This is a genomic window from Streptococcus sp. NLN64 (assembly GCF_015831295.1).
Lineage (GTDB): Bacteria > Bacillota > Bacilli > Lactobacillales > Streptococcaceae > Streptococcus.
In genome coordinates this window covers 16620-31302 of sequence record NZ_JADXDQ010000001.1, presented here as the reverse complement: position 1 = coordinate 31302, position 14683 = coordinate 16620, and the positions used below count along the sequence as shown (strand labels likewise).

The following is a 14683-nucleotide window of genomic DNA, read 5'->3' as shown; positions in this document are numbered from 1 at the left end:
ATTTTACCCTCCTAAGCTTGAGGAACAGTTGAAAGCATGTACACTTCGTCCAAGCGTTCGAATGATGGCAAGGCAATCATGGAAACCTTGGTTTCAACGTTAACTGGATCAGCGTGTTTGATTGTTGTAACTGCGATACCAGTATCAACAATGGAAACTTTCGCAGCATCTGAATTACCACCAAGCAAATCAGATTCCTCCGGAGTTGTACCAAACACAGTTTTACCAAGAGCGCCATTTGGGGCAAGTGTTACACGTCCATCTGGATAGAATTTCTTGGTTACGCCATCATCATCTTTGTAGGTTCCATTTTCAATTGCAACTGCAAGTCCGTATTCTGACTCAAGATAAGCAGTCAATTCACGGTTTGTCACCCCTGCTGCATCAGGAGCAGTTGGTTTGATTGCATAAAGTGTAGATTTAGCAGCTTTGATTTCTGCAAAAGTCTTAGAGTTCAGAATCAATACCTCTGCTTTAGCACCGGTTGCTGCAAGTGCATCCATAGCTTTAGAAATATCCTCTAGAGGTTTCGCATTCGCTGCATCAGACCAAGCAGTCGTTACCGCTCCTTTATTGGCATCTGCCACACCGTAATCGATGTCACGAGCCACACCGTTGGAGATGATACCGATTTTACCAGTTGCCAATACTTGGAAACGCATTGCCTGCAAGCGAGCATGAGCGCCGCTCAAGAGACGAGATTCATCATCGAAGATACCTTCAATAATTGTGTCAATCAACGCTTGATTACCTGTTTGTGCAATCAAATTGAGTTGCTGACGATCTGACTCCTTAACGACAATCCCTTCTTTGAAGTAAGGCATTTCTTCTTCGTTAAGCGTCACGTTCATACGCTCACGAAGTGTTGCTTCTGTATCAAAAGCTGATGCACGAAGAACAACTGGAAGACCTGCCGCCCCTTTAATGAACGCCAGCTTCAAGCCAAGTTGTTTCTTAGCTGGGAAAGCACGCTCTCCAAGCGTTGTCTCCACATTAGCTTGAGATGTATTCCAATACCCTGCCAAGTTTGGGGCAGTTACCATGTCATAAATTAAAGCCATCTATTAAGCTCCTTTCACAAATTGAATATGAGGGAGTTTCCCTTGGATTGCGTCTGATACAGTTCCACCGTTCACTTTATCGGCACGGAGTGTGCCACGGTAAACAAGAGATGCAACTGCATTGCCATCTGTCACGTCTGCATCGTAGAGAAGGACTCCATCTGGCGCAGTAGCATTTGCTTTTACCTTCTTGCTGCGGTCTTCAAAGATAGATGCCCCATCGCCAGCCAAAAGAGTGCCAGCTTTTAGGATTTTTCGACCATTTTCAGTCACTGTGCCAGTAGTTTCTTTGTCAATTGTTACGGAAATCGCTTCATAAGTCATGTTATGTAGGATTTCAGCAACACCAAAAAGTGTTTTTTCTGCCATGTTGGCCTCCTTATACTAATTTTCCGCCAGTATTCTTGTTTTTAGCAAGACTAGCGCCATAATTGGTTTTTTTAGACACCTCAGAACCAACTCCCGGAGGATCTTGTCGAATAGTTTTCTTGACTTCCTCAGATACTGCTGTGTTAAAAGCTGAAACAAAGTCTGTCACAGCTTTCTTGGTATCCTCAGCGTCCAACGTAACCAATCGACCTAAAAGCTCATCAGAGAGCGTGATGTTTGATTCCAAAAGCATATCCCGAGCAATATTTTTCATCTCATTAAGAGTTTTTTCATCTTTCAATGATTGCAACTCAGCGAGAAGTTTATCATGCTCATAGTCAGCTTTTTCTTTCTCGTTCATCTTCGCTAACTTTTCAGCTTCATCTTGTTCTGCCTTGAATTTCTCCTCGGCATCTTTATGCGCTTTAGCAACTGCACGATTCACATTTTCTTGAATCATTTCAGTTACTTCCGCTTGAGTATATGTCTTTTCAGCAGCTCCCTCGCTTTCATGAGTGCTAGCTTGCTCTTGCGCTTCGGTTTCTACTGATTCTTTGTTTTCTTCTGCCATGTCGGCCTCCTTGTTTTGAGTCATGTCTGACTATATTCTCTTGCACAGTTTAGAGCCTTGAGCATGTTTTGGGCACAATAAAAACCGTATGGAATTTCAGACGGTTGCTATCTACGTTTAAAGAGCGATTTCTTTGCTTGTTTGTTGAACTTGAGAAGTTCTTGACCTAACTTCTTAAATTCCTTGTTTGTGGATCTTGCGTTCTGTTCGATAACACTCCAGAGCTGCTTGTTCTGGTCGAGCAGATAGCCAATGTGCATTTCTGCAGCAAGCAACCGGTCTTCAAACTCACGTTTCTTTTTGATTCGTTTATTCATGCCTACTCCTTCCAAGTTTTCTTCAGCTCTCTAACCAAAAATACAAAGTATGCGACCATAATAGACACTACAAAAAGCCCGACAGATAAACCGACCAGGGCGCTTATAATATTCCAAAATAATTGTAACATTACTCCTCCTTGCTACCTTCTTAGTGCTATACTAAAAATACCAATATAGAAAGGAGGAAAATTATATGAAATCATTCGATGATTTTCGGAATTCATTGACCAAAGAAGATATGATTCAGATAGCCAACGAGGCCAATGAACTAACTAAAGGAATCAATCATTCAGATGGTTTGCAAATCGGTACAGTAAGCGCTCTTGTCGCATACTCCACCACAATGGAACTGCTTAAAAAGTACCATGATTGGCTCCAAGAGTGATTTTGGCAAATTCCTCAGCATCAACTATAACTTTCCCGTCAGCATCTAACAAGATGCTGGCTTTTTCATTTTTTGCAACTGTTGTTTCTTCTGATTCCATCATTACTCCTCCTTTCAGGGTACGAAAAAAGCACTTAGATCGCTCTATGTGCTTAATTGATACTTACAAATTTAACGGTTTGTCCTATAGAAAAATCATCAGTTTTATCGATTAAAATATCTGTCCAAACATTCGACGGTGTCCCTTTGACCTTATGAAATACCACATCATCTGCAGTTAGTAACTTGCCAATGACCCCATCAGATGGGACGTTTTCATCAAAACTAATTATTGTACCAAATGGAGCTTGGAAAATTTCTTTAATCTTCATACTTTTTCAACTCCTCTTCCCAATATTTTAGATTCTGTATCGTTTGCCTTGTCTCGCTTTTAGGTATATTATACCTCTTTTCCACAGAAAGTAAATAGTGTTGAGCCTCAATCTCCGCACGAATTTTAACTAAAGGATTCTCGGACAATCTTTCGTCCAGCCATTGCTCTGCGTGATACAGTTCTTCTAAAATTTCAGAAATAGTAGGTTTTTTCTGGAGCACAATTGTATAAGCGTCATAATTCATAGCTGCCGCTTTACGTTGCTTTAGTAAGCGTTCTGAATCATCATCTTGCCAAACAACACCGCCCCTCTCTCTGAATTTCTTAGTAAGTTTATTTTGCCGCACTATGTTAACAGGTCTTCGTTTGTTCTTATCTTTGTTTCGGTACATCCGCGACATTTTTTCTTCAGTGTAATAAGGCGGTCTATACTCCACACCCATACTTTCAGCACTCTCTCGGATAATGCGTTCATACTCCTTATCGCTAAGCGAGTAATGTGCTGCAGTAGAGCAACGGCAATAAGGGTGCATAGGGGCAGCATTCTTTCCAGGTTCCATATCCTTAACCTTGAAAATCTTACCATCCAGAGGTTTGCAAATATCGCAGGCTTTCGGTTCTGAAATAAACTCATATTCCGTATAGCCGTTGGCATCAAAAGCTTGTTTTTGAGCCTCTGTTGCCATTCTAGCGCCTTCTGTGACGGCTAGACGTCTTGCCTCGCTAACCGATACATCAAACTCTTTTCTAAGTTTTGGAATCATGTCCGTTGGATTCTTGCCTTTGAGCAACAAATCCTCGGTCATTTTCGCTGCAATATAGCGGAGTTCGTCTTGCCGTTCCCAAATTCGACTGGACCAAGTTGCACCTTTGAATGGTGTATTGAGTGTCGCTTGAGCCATTTGCTTGATGGCACCGTCAGATAGCACTGACCTCCCCAAAAGACCTGCTTGCAACTCCAGCTCCTTCACATATTCCTGATTCAGGAATTTTTCCGTCATCTTATGCTCGGAATCCGCAAGGGCGACCATCTCCAAATCCATTTGGTACTGAAGAAGTTCAAGACGTTTCATCCGCATTTTCAGATTGTAAAGAGAAAGTTCCGAGTTAGCTTTAGCAGAGAAGTCTTTTTCTGCGACGTATCGCTTAGCCTTCTCCTCGAAAGCCTTCACGTCCATCTCAGAGACTCTTTCCTTGACTTGAGCCAAGGTCAAGCCATTTTTGTCAGCATAGCGCTGCTCAAAAGCACGGATTTCCTTTTCGATTTCAGCAAAATGATAGTCGTAAAGACGCTTCATTTCGTCTCCAAGACTAACATCACGCTCAATCTTAGCTTCTTGTTCAGCCTTTATCCGCTCTTTCCAGTAGTCATTGGTCATCAGCAATCACATCCTTATCAGATAAGCGGTCATTCTTGGCCATTTTCTGTGCGAGCAAACTGGATTCCTCATCCTCTTTGCTTATCTTGTCCAATTCAGCTTTTGGATCATCAACAATGTCCGTAATCTGCATAGCGGTTTCTTTCGAAAGTTCACCACCAAGAGCTTGAAAGGCTTCAATTTTCTCCTGCAAGGATTTTGGAAGGTTAGGCGTGAAGGTTACTTTCAACTTAGCAACATCAAAATCTTTGATTTCTTTGAGCAAAGTTGAAACAGTCGCAATTAGTCTGTACCTACGTTTGAGCGAGCGTTCAAAAAGCGCCTGCATATCTACACGCTCTTGATCAAGACCAAAGACCTTCCACTTCATAGCTTCCCCAGATTGGACACCAGAGAAGTTCTCGTCTGTCATGTCCGGAGTATTCGTGAACTTGTGGATGTCATTCACAACACGCTTTTTATAGGCTTCCGTACCATTAACATCGTATTGCTTGTAAAGGTACTTAGCATCCACGCTTCCTTCCTTGCCTTCGTAATCCATCGGAGGTTCAAGGTTCATGAAACGGGCTTTGCGCATTTGTTTCATGAATTCAATTTGTTTCTCCACAGTATCAACATAATCAGGAAAAGAAATACGACCAATAACTGCCAGAATAGCGTCTGACAAGTCCCGCATGTAATTGGCGGTGTCAGATTGAGCGCTATCGTATAGATCAATCAAGGACAACTCTGTTTCATAGTCGCCCATCCCGTTTCCTGTGTTTAGGTATTCGGTAATCGGCACTAAACCAAAAGCGTGAGGTACACTTCCGATTTCTTTCAGGTCTCCGTCGTATTCAAAAGTGATAATACGTTCGCTGGTGTACAATTCGACTATTTTTTTGCTTTCATCAAACTGTGATTTTTGATAATAACGGACCCCAGCCACACTGTGGTTTTCCAGTGTCATGTCGAAAATAACGAATGTTCCCAACGGATCTAGTTTAACAGCCCGTGTGGTGTCGTCCTTGGCACGATAAATCAAATCGTAGGCTCTACCAACTTTAGATAAGTCAAGAATCAAATCACGGTTGAGCTGGTGAAAGTCGTTTAATTGAGATAATTCTTTCAGCGCCTTATCAGTTACGTCATCGTCTTCGTAATCAACACGTATAGGGTTGCCGACCAAGTAGCCTTGCTTAAAACTAGCGATTGCTTTCCCAAAATTATGAACTGCTCTAGCATCTGCCATATCTTCTTCTCTACGTCTACCAACCTTGCTGATTTCGTGGTTGTTACCTTCGGCGTAGTCGTACAACTCTTGAATTCGTGGTCGTTGGATTTCTTCATGGTGAGCAATATAATCACGTAGCAGCGAATAATTGTCCGCTTCAAGGTCTGCTAGGCCTTCCACACGATAGCGCAAACGAGACTCACGATGAAAGCGAAATTCTAGCTGCTTAGTCCTGCCTGTGCTATCGCTAAATGTTTCAATATAGGCCATATTTCTCCTTTCTTACAAACCAAAACCAGCTCGCAAAACATCGAACTGGTTGCCTGTTTTTTTGATTTTCTTCATATCCTCACTAAATGCATAGCGGGTAGCATCTATTGAGTGGTTATCTTTGTCCTCAAGTCGTGGTTTCGGGTTTCCATCTTTATCGACTTGGTAATCGATATTTTCAAACTCTCGAGCAGTTTTCGGAGTACGCTTTGGATCAATGCAAATAAAATCCAAATCATCTAACCAACGCTCCCCAAACTCTACCGAATCAGGTCCTTTTTTTACCCCTCGAATACGAGGAATATTAAACTCTTCTCGAAGCTCTGCAATTGATTTTGGTTCAGCAGAATCAGCAAAGATTTCCTCAGCAGAATACCCACGCTTTTTCAACCACTCCGCTAACTTCCTATTGCTTATTTTCTGACCATAAAACTCATCAACTGCATAGATGCCATTCTTCTTTTTGTCATAGTGCCAGCGTACAAAAGCCAAAGGGTCAGTAGCATAACCAAAGTCAACTCCGTTTCGGATATTGTCAAAATTCGATGCTTCCTCGTCCGTTATTTCTCGGAATTCCAGGTTGTCAAATGGAACTACTCCAGAACCAATTGCTTCACCCAAATACTCCCAACGATAACGACGCTCAGAACGCTCCCTGGTCGCTTCTGCCTCCTCGATAAACTCCTTAGCGATAAACGGGTTATCCTTGTAAGTAGAAGCGTGTACGAAGGTGTTATCAGGCTGAAACTGGCTCTCATACTTTTTGTTCACCCAAGATTGCTTTCTCTTCGGCGGGTTATAAGTGTAGAAAAACTTATAAAAAAGACCTTCATCCAACTCGCCGCGAAGCAGGGAGTTAGTAATAGTCTTTACTTCATCTTCAGTTTTAAACTCAGCCAACTCCTCAATCCAACCGATTGCAAAAGGAAATTGGCTATCTTTGAGAGACTTGATTCGTTCTGGTTGTTGAGCACCACGGAAGACAACATAGTTCCCTCTCGGGAGGTAAGTGATTCGAAGTGGCGACTTGTTGAACTTGAACAAATGCGTCACTCCTTGCTCACTGATTGCCCATTTCAATTGCTCGTATACTGACTGTTCAAGTGTATTATCAACTTTTCGGATACAGACAGCATTAACCGCATATCTCATCATCAACTGAACAATGATATGCGCAATATCTGAAGATTTTCCAGAACCACGCCCGCCCTTGCAAACAACGTGTAAAATGTTTTGATCTAAACTAGCCTTCCAGACTGGATGGAACTTTTTAGGCAAAAGCGAACTTAATTTAACTAATGTCGTCAACGAAAGCCACCTCTCCTTTGTGTTCGATTTCTTTCTTCTCGGTCCACATGCCGTATCGTTTACCAATATCTACCGCAGCACTGCGCCTTGTTGATACATTAGGTTTTGCTTCAATAACCTTTTGATATCCCTCGCCATCAAGGACCAAGAGCGGTTCTGTCACCTCTCCTCGCATAACTGCGGTTAGAAACTCCATGACTTCTTTTTGGTCAGCGATTGTTTCTGATTTCAACTCTGCCAGTCGTTCGTCTTTATAGGCTTTTACCTTAGCATTTGATAGCAAGCGGCTACTATTTGCCTGTGCTGTAGAGTCATTCTTTACATTTGGATACGCTAATTTATACGCTTCTGTTGCATTTCCAGAGATGAGATACTCATCTACAAATTTCTGTTGTTTAATAGTTAGTTTGGCGATGATCATCACCTCCTTTGTTTCTTTCATTCTTTTCCTTCAAAAAAGGATACGCATTTTATACACAAAAGACTTGACTTATTTTGCCTCAATGTGTATAATATAAGTATAGAAAGTGAGGTGAATGATATGCCAAGGACAGCCAAAGAAATTGTGAAGCTACTAAAAAAGAATGGCTTCAATAAAGTTTCTCAAAACGGCAGTCATGCTAAGTTCCACAACCCCAGTACAAAAAGGACGACAATAGTTCCCATGCACAGCGGAGACCTTCCAAAAGGAACTGAAAATGACATCCTAAAGCAAGCGGGGCTGAAATAGCCCTCCTGCTTACTGGGTATATCATTCACCTAGAAAGGACATAACATGCTACTTTATCCAGCTATCTTTACACCTGACACAGAGACCACAAGCGTAAGTGTTCGCTTTCCAGATATTCCAGAAGCTATTACCTTCGGCACTGATATGAATCACGCCTACCAAATGGCAGATGAAGTCCTTGGCTTTGCCCTTGAAGATTATTCTGAATATCCAGAGCCTAGCGACATCTCCGTCTTGCAAGAAACCTATCCAGATTCCACCATTGCTTTAATTGGTGTTGATATGGTTTCATACCTCCGTAAACACCAATCCAAAAAAGTTCGCAAAAATGTAACTGTTCCAGAATGGTTGAACAATCTAGCCGAACAAGAAAATCTGAACTTCTCTCAAATCCTCACTGAAGCGCTTGAACGTAAACTACAAATCTAACCAGGGTCTTATCCCCTGGTTTTTGTTGTGCTATGTTGCTTACAAATACTTAGCAAACACTTTCTGCCACTCTTGCCTGATTTTCCATTTGTCATAAAACGGCATAAACCTGTGAAGCGGAATGTTTCCTATTTCTTCAAACTTCACATTCAATCCCTCTTTGACTCGATGGAACCACCAAGGGACAATAAGCTGGAGATACATAAATACCAGTCTGCTATCCATTCCTTGAAATGGTTGGACAACAACGTATTTGCTAGCTTCAACCCTACCAGGCAATTGGAGCATACCCACTTGGCCATTCGTCGCTGATATCTGAACAACTATCGAATCCTTCGGATAAATCTTCCCATTCTTGGCCCTCTCCAACGTTGCTATCTCTTTTAGTCTCGGGCTCCCGAACCAGTCCGGAGCCCTGTATGCTTTTGGGTCGACTTCAGTGTTCGGTGTAGGTCTACTTGTCCCTTGCATTGGAAGAGCGTATTGGATAACCACCTCACCCGATTCTTTATAGTCAATCTCATCTTCCAACCACTCACGGATACCAAACTCTCTGGCGACTTCTTCCGTGTGTGGCATGACGTTGACATCGGAAAAACCAAGGTAATCATCCTTGCTGTTCTGGATAAAATAAACCTGTTTAACTTCCCTTTCCAAGCTATTACCATGAATCACAATCGCATTCATGCCACGCATGGCAAAGTTATGGATCAGATAAGGAATAGATGTATCTGAAAGCTCCTCAGCTAGATACATGTACCGATGCGGCGCATAAGAAAAAGGACTCTCTTGAATCATATCCTCATACCATTTACTGATAATCATTGCACCAGTCCCAGCTGTCATATCATAGCCAGACCATTCGCCATCTTGTGGATTCCCCACGCTTACCAATCGAGCTAGCATATCAGTAACCGCTTGAGGCGTGTAATCTTGCTGGAACGACTTGCGTTCTGCTGCGTACAATTCGAAATACTCTCGGAAAGTATCCTCACGCATAGAGATACCTAAATCAATTAAACCTTTATAGAACTTCTTTCGCTCATCTGGTTCAAAGATGATGCGTCTTAGATAATCTTCAAACTCTCTATGTTGCTTAACGTTCGCCAAACTATAGAAATCTTCATAAGTTAGTGCCATACATACCTCAAACAAAACAAAAAAGCCACGCTTTCGCATGACTAGTGCATATTAAGAGTTAGAGCGATATGCAATTCTCTAACCTTTCACCTCCAAGGTCCGTAGACTTCTTGAGGTAATCCTATTGCAGAGGTTGGACTCGAACCAACGACCTCTAGGTTATGAACCTAGCGAGCTCCCTACTGCTCTACTCTGCTATTAGGAAGGCAGGAATCGAACCTGCGACTTATTGATAAAAATCAATGGCTCTTCCACTGAGCTACTTCCTAACCTGATTTACAATTGGAGAAAACCCAAAAAATAAATTAGGAGTTACTTATCACCGCTTCCGCTCAATTGGTGATAATACTAGTTTAGCACTTAAAACCGTTACAATCCTCCGAACTTTCTTGGGAAAATCTTGGGTTTTTCTCGGGAAAATCTCCACAAAATCAAAAACCATGAACAATCAGAGAACCCTCTCTATACAATTCCGCAAAAGCTAGCAAAGCAGCACGCTTAAATTCGTAATATTGAGATTCAGATAGAAACAGATTATCATAAATTCTAACATCGGACAAAGGCTTATGATTTAGATAGCGCTCGTACAAAATCCTTCTGTAAGTTGGAACGTGTAGATTGCTAATTGCGTACTCTATCGCATCCAACTCAGCTTCTGCGTCCACTCTGTTGATCGCTAACTTCTCAACCGCTCTATTCGGTGAGCCGCCTGGATTCCGCAAGTCAAAAGTAAAAACTTGAGTGACCTTCTGCGTTCCAGGTTCACCAGCGATGCGCTTCCAACGCGGGTATTCCTTGAGCTTTCGTTTCGCGTTTGCGATTGTTTTCTCTTCGTCAATTTCTGGAAAAAAAGCCATCAGCCACTCCTTTTGGTATAATTATAGTGTCCAAACTATAGCTAGTCACCTAAAGGGGGCTGGCTTTTTTATTTTCCAATCAATCCATATCTGACTAAGGCACCTGCAATCTCACTAGCATAAAGTTCGCAAGTCCTCTCGTTCAAATTACTATGCTTCAAATAGATTTTCTTCAAGAAATCTATGGCTTGCATGTAGCGAGGTAATTTTTTCAGTTTCACAATTACATATTGATAACTAGTCTTAGGACTGCCCATCTCAATGATAATATCTTCTTCTCCGAGCCAGACTGTATCGGTCCATAGATTCAAAATCCTCTTATGGTCTTTGCCTGGAGGATGCTTGCTTTTCTCAACGTTTACCATCCCCCGCCTCTTTATTCGCACACAGCTTGCATTTTTTAAAAGCAGTAAACCAATTAAAGTCGCTGTCAGTTTCATAGATTGGTTTGTTGCAACGGGTGCAGTGGTGTTCACGGTATTCGTTATCTGTCATTGCTCTACCTCCTCCACTTCAAACATAGGGTTATCAAACACACCTTCAAAGCCAGCTTCGGTTAGTTCTTGTTTTGTAAAAGTATCTTCTACATTTGTGTAATCTGGATGGTAATTTCGAAGTTCAAATCCATCTTTAGTTTTAAATAATACTTGTCCTGTATTTTTGAATTTAATAAAATACTTCTTCTCCTTCTCAACCTCAACAGCTTCTGGACCGTAGGTGATGAGTGTTACAAAAGCGTGTTCGTTTTGTAAATCTACAGAAAACCAATCATCAATCTCTTCTGGGGTATGCATAAAATAATTACGAACATTCCAATGACTTCTTTTGTGATGTTCATACCAATCCATCACCGCCTTCGTGACTTTTGGTTTTGGCGGGAAGTCAGTAATAATTGATTTCAAGACCTGTTCTGTCAACCAAGTAGATACTTCTGTATTTTCTGTTTCTATCTCGTAAAGACCATGGGAACCATCAATATCTTCAATAACAAACTTAACTAGAATCTCTTGCCCGACTTTGTATTTTAGTTTTTCTGTCATAGCGTAATCTCCTTTATTGCTCTTCTAACATTCTTTCCAATCGCTTCTACGAAAGCTTGTAGGCCATTCATAGCATTCCGAAGTCTCTGTTGATGGGATTTTTTGTAGTGAATGAATAACCTTTTCCGTGCTTTCTCAATCGCTCTATGTCTTCGTTTAGCTGTCATTTCATCCTGATTTCTTTATAAAAACAACGTCATTATGCTGACGCCAGCTGTGCTGCTTGCTTTGTCCTGTTCGACGCACCTCAATTTTATGATGGCGAGCGAAGTTGCAAACTGCGTGAATAGACTTGTCTAACTCATCAGCTATCTGTCTATAGCTGTAACCTAAATCAGCGAGCTCAATGAACTCCTGTTTATCAATCTTTTTAAGTCCAATTTTCTTCAAACCTAATTTCTGTGCTTTGCGCCACACGGCGTCTGGAGTTCGATTTAAAATCTCAGCGATTTCTGGAGCTGATTTAACTGGATACAATGATTTGAGTTGCATGATTTCCAAATCTGACCAGTTGTTTTTTGAAAGGTCGTAAGTTCTAAAAGCTTTCCACGCTTTCACTTGCACTGCATCCACTGTCCTATCAAGTGCTTTAGCAATCTCTTCCCAACTGCTTTCCTTGTCTTTAAGCGCCAACTCCAAGAAAATCAACTCATCTTCGGTCCACAATCTCCCGCCAGCGATAAGAACTCCCCCCTTTCTTGTGTAGCGTACAAATACGCTTCGCCATTTTTGCGGTTGATGTAATACCGCATTTTTCCATCTGGACTTTCGTAAACATCCTGCACTTCACCAAAATGGATGTTAGGCTTGATATTGATTTTGGTACAGGTTGCGATGATTTCGTTGATGGTCATGTCAAACCTCTTCTAAATCATAATAGTATCCTGCTAAATTATAATCAATAAAATATAATGCTTCATTTTCTGTTTCAAAGAACTCTTCATAGACTTCTAGTTCATAGTCCATCCACCTTAATCTCCAATTCATCCCCCAACTCCCTTCTTCACTTCCACACGCTCCTTGATTTCGTTCGGCATATCCGCACCTAATACAGCCTCCTCATAAGTCTTCTCACTTACCAGGAAATTTCCGTATCCTGCAATCGTCAGCGTGTACTTGCCGTCCTTTTCCTTCTTGTCAATGACCTTGCCAATCGTTAGTCCAGTATAAACTTGTCTAAGCTGTACCTGGCTCATTTCCAAGCGGTTCACTTTCTGCTCTAGTTCATGTAACTGGACCCCAAAACGAAGCATAATCACAAAGATGAATACCGTCATAATCCAGACACCGAAGACCGCTGATTCTATAATTGACTTTTCTCGCTCAGTCATTCATTTCTCCTTTCAGATGATTTTTCAACCGCTTCACGGTTCAACCAAATCGTGTATCCTGTTTCCGTTTGAAAAAGGATAAGAGTTTCGTCAATACTCGCAACTGTGCCTCTGAGATTGATTTTGTCGCCTGCTTTAAAAATTCCAGAGATGACAGGCGAGTTATCTGTGTAGCCTAAAAGATACCCGACAGGAACACCAAAACAGTCAGCAAGCATTTGAGCCTTATCGGGTTTGATTTGGGTTTCATCATTTTCCCGCGTTGATATGTTCGCAACAGGGTATCTAATTCTAAAGCTATCTGTTTTTGGATTAGCTTTTTTTCTTTTCTTAATTCCTTCAATCTATTCATAATCAAACTCATCCTTCCGCTTGTAGCCATCCCTAGAATCACCCTGACTTATCAATCCCGCCGCCTCCAGCTGCCAAACATGCTCCATAAACAATTCCCTACGCTTCTTTTTCTCGAAAGGTGAACGCTGACGCTTGATTTCTAGCTCACGCTCTTCCGACGTTCCATTTAGCACTTTCGATCCAGGTCTTCTACCTGAATAACCTTCGCGAAAAACATTCTCGTATTCTTCTATAACTTTGTTTGTCAACTTCTTCGTAGTCCTTAATTTATGAAGGGCATATCGTTTTAGCTCCTCTTTTGAAAATGTCGATATCATAGCAGCGATTACACAAACGGGCGGCAATACACCTCTTTTTCGTGATTGGTAGTAATTGGCCAAAATATTTGCGTCATAGTCACCTACAAGAAGTGTTTTCCAATCGATTTGATTTTTGTGGTTTCTTGGTGCCAATCGCTCAACTTCCTCATAAAATTGTTTTGTCACTTCGTCCATTGCGGTACCCTCTCAATTTCAGATACCCGCTTTGGATTAAAATTCGCTTTTTCTTGAGCATACTTGGCTGCCTCCTCGAGCGAATCAAAGGCCTTTCTGCCAAGCAGTTGCCCTTCAAAGCGTGTAATAACTTTATATTTCATTTTCACTCGCTTCTCTAACCTCCATTTCTAATCTATATTTTCCTGAAATGCCACTAAGGCCACCGTATCGAAAAGTCATGTACTTAATCACCTCATGATTATCATCCGTCCAAACCTTAGCATCCGTCAGACCATCCACAAGCGCTTTAATCGTCGGATAAAAGTTTGGTGGATCCATCCGTCTTTTGGTTGGCGAAAATACCGTGATAATTAAGCCGCAGGGACGCTTTTTATTGAAGGTGGTAGTTTTACCCTTCCTGCCTTCTACCGCCCCTAAATGGCGAAGTCTGGAGGTGATTTTAGCCTTCTGCGCCCAATGCGGACGGTCGTTGGCATTCAGCATCTCTTTCTGTTTTTTTGTATTTGAGAGAATAAATTCAAATTTCATCTAGTTTTACTAGTCTTCTTGCTTTTTCCGATGTTCTTCTTTTGTAGCCTGGATAACCGTAATAGCGGACAGTTTTAGGTTTGACTCCTAATTCTTCAGCTAGTTCATTGATAGTCCCGACTCCAAGAAGTTCATCGCCTTTGTAAAGTGCGTATTCTCTAGTCATAAATCCTCTAAAAAATAGCGACTGCCTTTGTGAGAATTTAGCTAAATACAGACAGTCGCATTCGTCCAACTGCATGATCGTTTCAGTTGACACGTTTCTAGTGCGCTTTTTACGTGATTCACGGCACGTTATTAAATATCAGTAAATCTTTTTCTCCAGCGCTCTCAATTCAATTTCACGAGTAACTTTTTTAAAAAGCTTTTTCGCCAGAATTTGCGCTTCTCTGTAAGTTTCGCTTTTGCTTAACAGATAATCCGTTACTTCGATGGTCTTATCGTCCATAAAATCCTCATTTCTAGGTCTTGAGACCGATTACAAAACTAAATGATTTTGCTATGTTTAAAATATCTTTGAAAGAAAGG

At 41.5% G+C, this 14683-nt stretch carries 27 protein-coding genes, 2 tRNA genes and 1 pseudogene; 3 read left to right on the top strand and 27 right to left on the bottom strand.

Translation table 11 applies throughout. The annotated features are described in order from the left end of the window. Positions 1 to 11: 11 nt before the first annotated feature. The 5 genes from I2503_RS00275 to I2503_RS09735 form a co-directional block, all read right to left on the bottom strand. Positions 12 to 1061 carry a major capsid protein gene (locus I2503_RS00275; RefSeq protein ID WP_196966624.1) on the bottom strand — a complete coding sequence of 350 codons (1050 nt, stop codon included), beginning with the start codon at positions 1059 to 1061 and terminating at the stop codon, positions 12 to 14. Positions 1062 to 1064: 3 nt separating this feature from the next. Next, the gene (locus I2503_RS00270; protein WP_196966622.1) at positions 1065 to 1430 is read right to left on the bottom strand and encodes a hypothetical protein; all 366 of its coding nucleotides are present in this window, start codon (positions 1428 to 1430) and stop codon (positions 1065 to 1067) included. A 10-nt stretch (positions 1431 to 1440) separates the two neighbouring features. Next, on the bottom strand, positions 1441 to 2001 hold the full coding sequence (locus I2503_RS00265) for a DUF4355 domain-containing protein (RefSeq protein ID WP_247644649.1): 561 nt from the start codon (positions 1999 to 2001) through the stop codon (positions 1441 to 1443). 107 nt (positions 2002 to 2108) lie between these two features. Then, a complete protein-coding gene (locus tag I2503_RS00260) occupies positions 2109 to 2318 on the bottom strand; it encodes a hypothetical protein (RefSeq protein ID WP_196966618.1) in 210 nt (69 codons plus the stop codon). A gap of 2 nt (positions 2319 to 2320) precedes the next feature. Continuing rightward, positions 2321 to 2449: a hypothetical protein gene (locus tag I2503_RS09735; RefSeq protein ID WP_282097713.1), complete on the bottom strand. Its 129-nt coding sequence runs from the start codon at positions 2447 to 2449 to the stop codon at positions 2321 to 2323. A gap of 65 nt (positions 2450 to 2514) precedes the next feature. Between I2503_RS09735 and I2503_RS00255 the strand changes: the two genes are divergently transcribed. After that, positions 2515 to 2706: a hypothetical protein gene (locus I2503_RS00255; protein ID WP_196966617.1), complete on the top strand. Its 192-nt coding sequence runs from the start codon at positions 2515 to 2517 to the stop codon at positions 2704 to 2706. Here the strand turns inward: I2503_RS00255 and I2503_RS09730 are convergent. Genes I2503_RS09730 through I2503_RS00230 form a run of 6 tightly spaced genes read right to left on the bottom strand, consistent with a single transcriptional unit; the run spans position 2675 to position 7691 of the window. Continuing rightward, positions 2675 to 2809: a hypothetical protein gene (locus tag I2503_RS09730; protein WP_282097712.1), complete on the bottom strand. Its 135-nt coding sequence runs from the start codon at positions 2807 to 2809 to the stop codon at positions 2675 to 2677. The genes I2503_RS00255 and I2503_RS09730 overlap by 32 nt on opposite strands. 49 nt (positions 2810 to 2858) lie before the next feature. Then, a complete protein-coding gene (locus I2503_RS00250; RefSeq protein WP_196966615.1) occupies positions 2859 to 3077 on the bottom strand; it encodes a hypothetical protein in 219 nt (72 codons plus the stop codon). Next, complete coding sequence (locus I2503_RS00245) at positions 3067 to 4458, bottom strand: minor capsid protein (RefSeq protein WP_196966613.1); 1392 nt, start codon at positions 4456 to 4458, stop codon at positions 3067 to 3069. Before I2503_RS00245 ends, I2503_RS00250 begins: the two co-directional genes overlap by 11 nt. Next, positions 4448 to 5941, bottom strand: a complete 1494-nt coding sequence (locus I2503_RS00240) for a phage portal protein (RefSeq protein ID WP_196966612.1) — start codon at positions 5939 to 5941, stop codon at positions 4448 to 4450. The genes I2503_RS00245 and I2503_RS00240 overlap by 11 nt, the downstream gene beginning before the upstream one ends. A 12-nt stretch (positions 5942 to 5953) precedes the next feature. Continuing rightward, entirely contained in the window at positions 5954 to 7249 is a 1296-nt protein-coding gene (locus I2503_RS00235) for a PBSX family phage terminase large subunit (RefSeq protein WP_196966610.1), read from the bottom strand. Next, positions 7233 to 7691, bottom strand: a complete 459-nt coding sequence (locus I2503_RS00230) for a terminase small subunit (RefSeq protein WP_247644648.1) — start codon at positions 7689 to 7691, stop codon at positions 7233 to 7235. The genes I2503_RS00235 and I2503_RS00230 overlap by 17 nt, the downstream gene beginning before the upstream one ends. Positions 7692 to 7790: 99 nt before the next feature. On the opposite strand from I2503_RS00230, the gene I2503_RS00225 reads away from it, so the two are divergent. Next, positions 7791 to 7979: a type II toxin-antitoxin system HicA family toxin gene (locus I2503_RS00225; protein WP_196966608.1), complete on the top strand. Its 189-nt coding sequence runs from the start codon at positions 7791 to 7793 to the stop codon at positions 7977 to 7979. Between the two features lie 45 nt (positions 7980 to 8024). Beyond that, positions 8025 to 8408: a type II toxin-antitoxin system HicB family antitoxin gene (locus I2503_RS00220; protein ID WP_196966607.1), complete on the top strand. Its 384-nt coding sequence runs from the start codon at positions 8025 to 8027 to the stop codon at positions 8406 to 8408. A gap of 39 nt (positions 8409 to 8447) precedes the next feature. Here I2503_RS00220 and I2503_RS00215 read toward each other — a convergent pair whose 3' ends face one another. The 16 genes and pseudogenes from I2503_RS00215 to I2503_RS00140 all read right to left on the bottom strand — a co-directional run bounded on the left by I2503_RS00215 (position 8448) and on the right by I2503_RS00140 (position 14603). Then, entirely contained in the window at positions 8448 to 9548 is a 1101-nt protein-coding gene (locus I2503_RS00215; protein ID WP_196966605.1) for an N-6 DNA methylase, read from the bottom strand. Positions 9549 to 9672: 124 nt separating this feature from the next. Further along, a tRNA-Met gene (locus I2503_RS00210) sits at positions 9673 to 9745 on the bottom strand. 1 nt (position 9746) lies between these two features. Further along, positions 9747 to 9817: transfer RNA gene (locus tag I2503_RS00205), tRNA-OTHER, on the bottom strand. A 162-nt stretch (positions 9818 to 9979) separates the two neighbouring features. Beyond that, positions 9980 to 10405 carry an ArpU family phage packaging/lysis transcriptional regulator gene (locus I2503_RS00200; protein ID WP_196966603.1) on the bottom strand — a complete coding sequence of 142 codons (426 nt, stop codon included), beginning with the start codon at positions 10403 to 10405 and terminating at the stop codon, positions 9980 to 9982. Positions 10406 to 10473: 68 nt separating this feature from the next. Continuing rightward, positions 10474 to 10770: a hypothetical protein gene (locus I2503_RS00195; protein WP_196966602.1), complete on the bottom strand. Its 297-nt coding sequence runs from the start codon at positions 10768 to 10770 to the stop codon at positions 10474 to 10476. Continuing rightward, entirely contained in the window at positions 10757 to 10900 is a 144-nt protein-coding gene (locus I2503_RS00190; RefSeq protein ID WP_196966600.1) for a hypothetical protein, read from the bottom strand. Before I2503_RS00190 ends, I2503_RS00195 begins: the two co-directional genes overlap by 14 nt. Beyond that, positions 10897 to 11445, bottom strand: a complete 549-nt coding sequence (locus I2503_RS00185) for a DUF1642 domain-containing protein (protein ID WP_196966598.1) — start codon at positions 11443 to 11445, stop codon at positions 10897 to 10899. Before I2503_RS00185 ends, I2503_RS00190 begins: the two co-directional genes overlap by 4 nt. A gap of 168 nt (positions 11446 to 11613) precedes the next feature. Continuing rightward, a complete protein-coding gene (locus I2503_RS00180; RefSeq protein ID WP_196966596.1) occupies positions 11614 to 12111 on the bottom strand; it encodes a hypothetical protein in 498 nt (165 codons plus the stop codon). Continuing rightward, positions 12090 to 12299: a hypothetical protein gene (locus I2503_RS00175; protein WP_196966595.1), complete on the bottom strand. Its 210-nt coding sequence runs from the start codon at positions 12297 to 12299 to the stop codon at positions 12090 to 12092. The genes I2503_RS00180 and I2503_RS00175 overlap by 22 nt, the downstream gene beginning before the upstream one ends. Positions 12300 to 12428: 129 nt before the next feature. Further along, positions 12429 to 12776, bottom strand: a complete 348-nt coding sequence (locus tag I2503_RS00170) for a DUF1372 family protein (protein ID WP_196966593.1) — start codon at positions 12774 to 12776, stop codon at positions 12429 to 12431. A 167-nt stretch (positions 12777 to 12943) separates the two neighbouring features. Next, positions 12944 to 13128: pseudogene (locus I2503_RS09530) on the bottom strand (helix-turn-helix transcriptional regulator); the annotation flags it as partial. Continuing rightward, positions 13121 to 13624: a hypothetical protein gene (locus tag I2503_RS00160; RefSeq protein ID WP_196966590.1), complete on the bottom strand. Its 504-nt coding sequence runs from the start codon at positions 13622 to 13624 to the stop codon at positions 13121 to 13123. The gene I2503_RS00160 and the pseudogene I2503_RS09530, both read right to left, overlap by 8 nt. Continuing rightward, on the bottom strand, positions 13612 to 13767 hold the full coding sequence (locus I2503_RS00155) for a hypothetical protein (protein ID WP_196966588.1): 156 nt from the start codon (positions 13765 to 13767) through the stop codon (positions 13612 to 13614). The genes I2503_RS00160 and I2503_RS00155 overlap by 13 nt, the downstream gene beginning before the upstream one ends. Beyond that, positions 13757 to 14155: a hypothetical protein gene (locus I2503_RS00150; protein WP_196966586.1), complete on the bottom strand. Its 399-nt coding sequence runs from the start codon at positions 14153 to 14155 to the stop codon at positions 13757 to 13759. The genes I2503_RS00155 and I2503_RS00150 overlap by 11 nt, the downstream gene beginning before the upstream one ends. Further along, on the bottom strand, positions 14145 to 14321 hold the full coding sequence (locus tag I2503_RS00145) for a hypothetical protein (RefSeq protein ID WP_196966585.1): 177 nt from the start codon (positions 14319 to 14321) through the stop codon (positions 14145 to 14147). Before I2503_RS00145 ends, I2503_RS00150 begins: the two co-directional genes overlap by 11 nt. Positions 14322 to 14459: 138 nt before the next feature. Next, on the bottom strand, positions 14460 to 14603 hold the full coding sequence (locus tag I2503_RS00140) for a hypothetical protein (protein ID WP_196966583.1): 144 nt from the start codon (positions 14601 to 14603) through the stop codon (positions 14460 to 14462). Positions 14604 to 14683 lie beyond the last annotated feature (80 nt).

Excerpts from the sequence above, each read along its gene's own strand:
- I2503_RS00275 (WP_196966624.1), bottom strand. The coding sequence starts at position 1,061 with ATGGCTTTAATTTATGACATGGTAACTGCCCCAAACTTGGCAGGGTAT.
- I2503_RS00270 (WP_196966622.1), bottom strand. The coding sequence starts at position 1,430 with ATGGCAGAAAAAACACTTTTTGGTGTTGCTGAAATCCTACATAACATG.
- I2503_RS00265 (WP_247644649.1), bottom strand. The coding sequence starts at position 2,001 with ATGGCAGAAGAAAACAAAGAATCAGTAGAAACCGAAGCGCAAGAGCAA.
- I2503_RS00260 (WP_196966618.1), bottom strand. The coding sequence starts at position 2,318 with ATGAATAAACGAATCAAAAAGAAACGTGAGTTTGAAGACCGGTTGCTT.
- I2503_RS09735 (WP_282097713.1), bottom strand. The coding sequence starts at position 2,449 with ATGTTACAATTATTTTGGAATATTATAAGCGCCCTGGTCGGTTTATCT.
- I2503_RS00255 (WP_196966617.1), top strand. The coding sequence starts at position 2,515 with ATGAAATCATTCGATGATTTTCGGAATTCATTGACCAAAGAAGATATG.
- I2503_RS09730 (WP_282097712.1), bottom strand. The coding sequence starts at position 2,809 with ATGATGGAATCAGAAGAAACAACAGTTGCAAAAAATGAAAAAGCCAGC.
- I2503_RS00250 (WP_196966615.1), bottom strand. The coding sequence starts at position 3,077 with ATGAAGATTAAAGAAATTTTCCAAGCTCCATTTGGTACAATAATTAGT.
- I2503_RS00245 (WP_196966613.1), bottom strand. The coding sequence starts at position 4,458 with ATGACCAATGACTACTGGAAAGAGCGGATAAAGGCTGAACAAGAAGCT.
- I2503_RS00240 (WP_196966612.1), bottom strand. The coding sequence starts at position 5,941 with ATGGCCTATATTGAAACATTTAGCGATAGCACAGGCAGGACTAAGCAG.
- I2503_RS00230 (WP_247644648.1), bottom strand. The coding sequence starts at position 7,691 with ATGAAAGAAACAAAGGAGGTGATGATCATCGCCAAACTAACTATTAAA.
- I2503_RS00225 (WP_196966608.1), top strand. The coding sequence starts at position 7,791 with ATGCCAAGGACAGCCAAAGAAATTGTGAAGCTACTAAAAAAGAATGGC.
- I2503_RS00220 (WP_196966607.1), top strand. The coding sequence starts at position 8,025 with ATGCTACTTTATCCAGCTATCTTTACACCTGACACAGAGACCACAAGC.
- I2503_RS00215 (WP_196966605.1), bottom strand. The coding sequence starts at position 9,548 with ATGGCACTAACTTATGAAGATTTCTATAGTTTGGCGAACGTTAAGCAA.
- I2503_RS00200 (WP_196966603.1), bottom strand. The coding sequence starts at position 10,405 with ATGGCTTTTTTTCCAGAAATTGACGAAGAGAAAACAATCGCAAACGCG.
- I2503_RS00195 (WP_196966602.1), bottom strand. The coding sequence starts at position 10,770 with ATGGTAAACGTTGAGAAAAGCAAGCATCCTCCAGGCAAAGACCATAAG.
- I2503_RS00190 (WP_196966600.1), bottom strand. The coding sequence starts at position 10,900 with ATGACAGATAACGAATACCGTGAACACCACTGCACCCGTTGCAACAAA.
- I2503_RS00185 (WP_196966598.1), bottom strand. The coding sequence starts at position 11,445 with ATGACAGAAAAACTAAAATACAAAGTCGGGCAAGAGATTCTAGTTAAG.
- I2503_RS00175 (WP_196966595.1), bottom strand. The coding sequence starts at position 12,299 with ATGACCATCAACGAAATCATCGCAACCTGTACCAAAATCAATATCAAG.
- I2503_RS00170 (WP_196966593.1), bottom strand. The coding sequence starts at position 12,776 with ATGACTGAGCGAGAAAAGTCAATTATAGAATCAGCGGTCTTCGGTGTC.
- I2503_RS00160 (WP_196966590.1), bottom strand. The coding sequence starts at position 13,624 with ATGGACGAAGTGACAAAACAATTTTATGAGGAAGTTGAGCGATTGGCA.
- I2503_RS00155 (WP_196966588.1), bottom strand. The coding sequence starts at position 13,767 with ATGAAATATAAAGTTATTACACGCTTTGAAGGGCAACTGCTTGGCAGA.
- I2503_RS00150 (WP_196966586.1), bottom strand. The coding sequence starts at position 14,155 with ATGAAATTTGAATTTATTCTCTCAAATACAAAAAAACAGAAAGAGATG.
- I2503_RS00145 (WP_196966585.1), bottom strand. The coding sequence starts at position 14,321 with ATGACTAGAGAATACGCACTTTACAAAGGCGATGAACTTCTTGGAGTC.
- I2503_RS00140 (WP_196966583.1), bottom strand. The coding sequence starts at position 14,603 with ATGGACGATAAGACCATCGAAGTAACGGATTATCTGTTAAGCAAAAGC.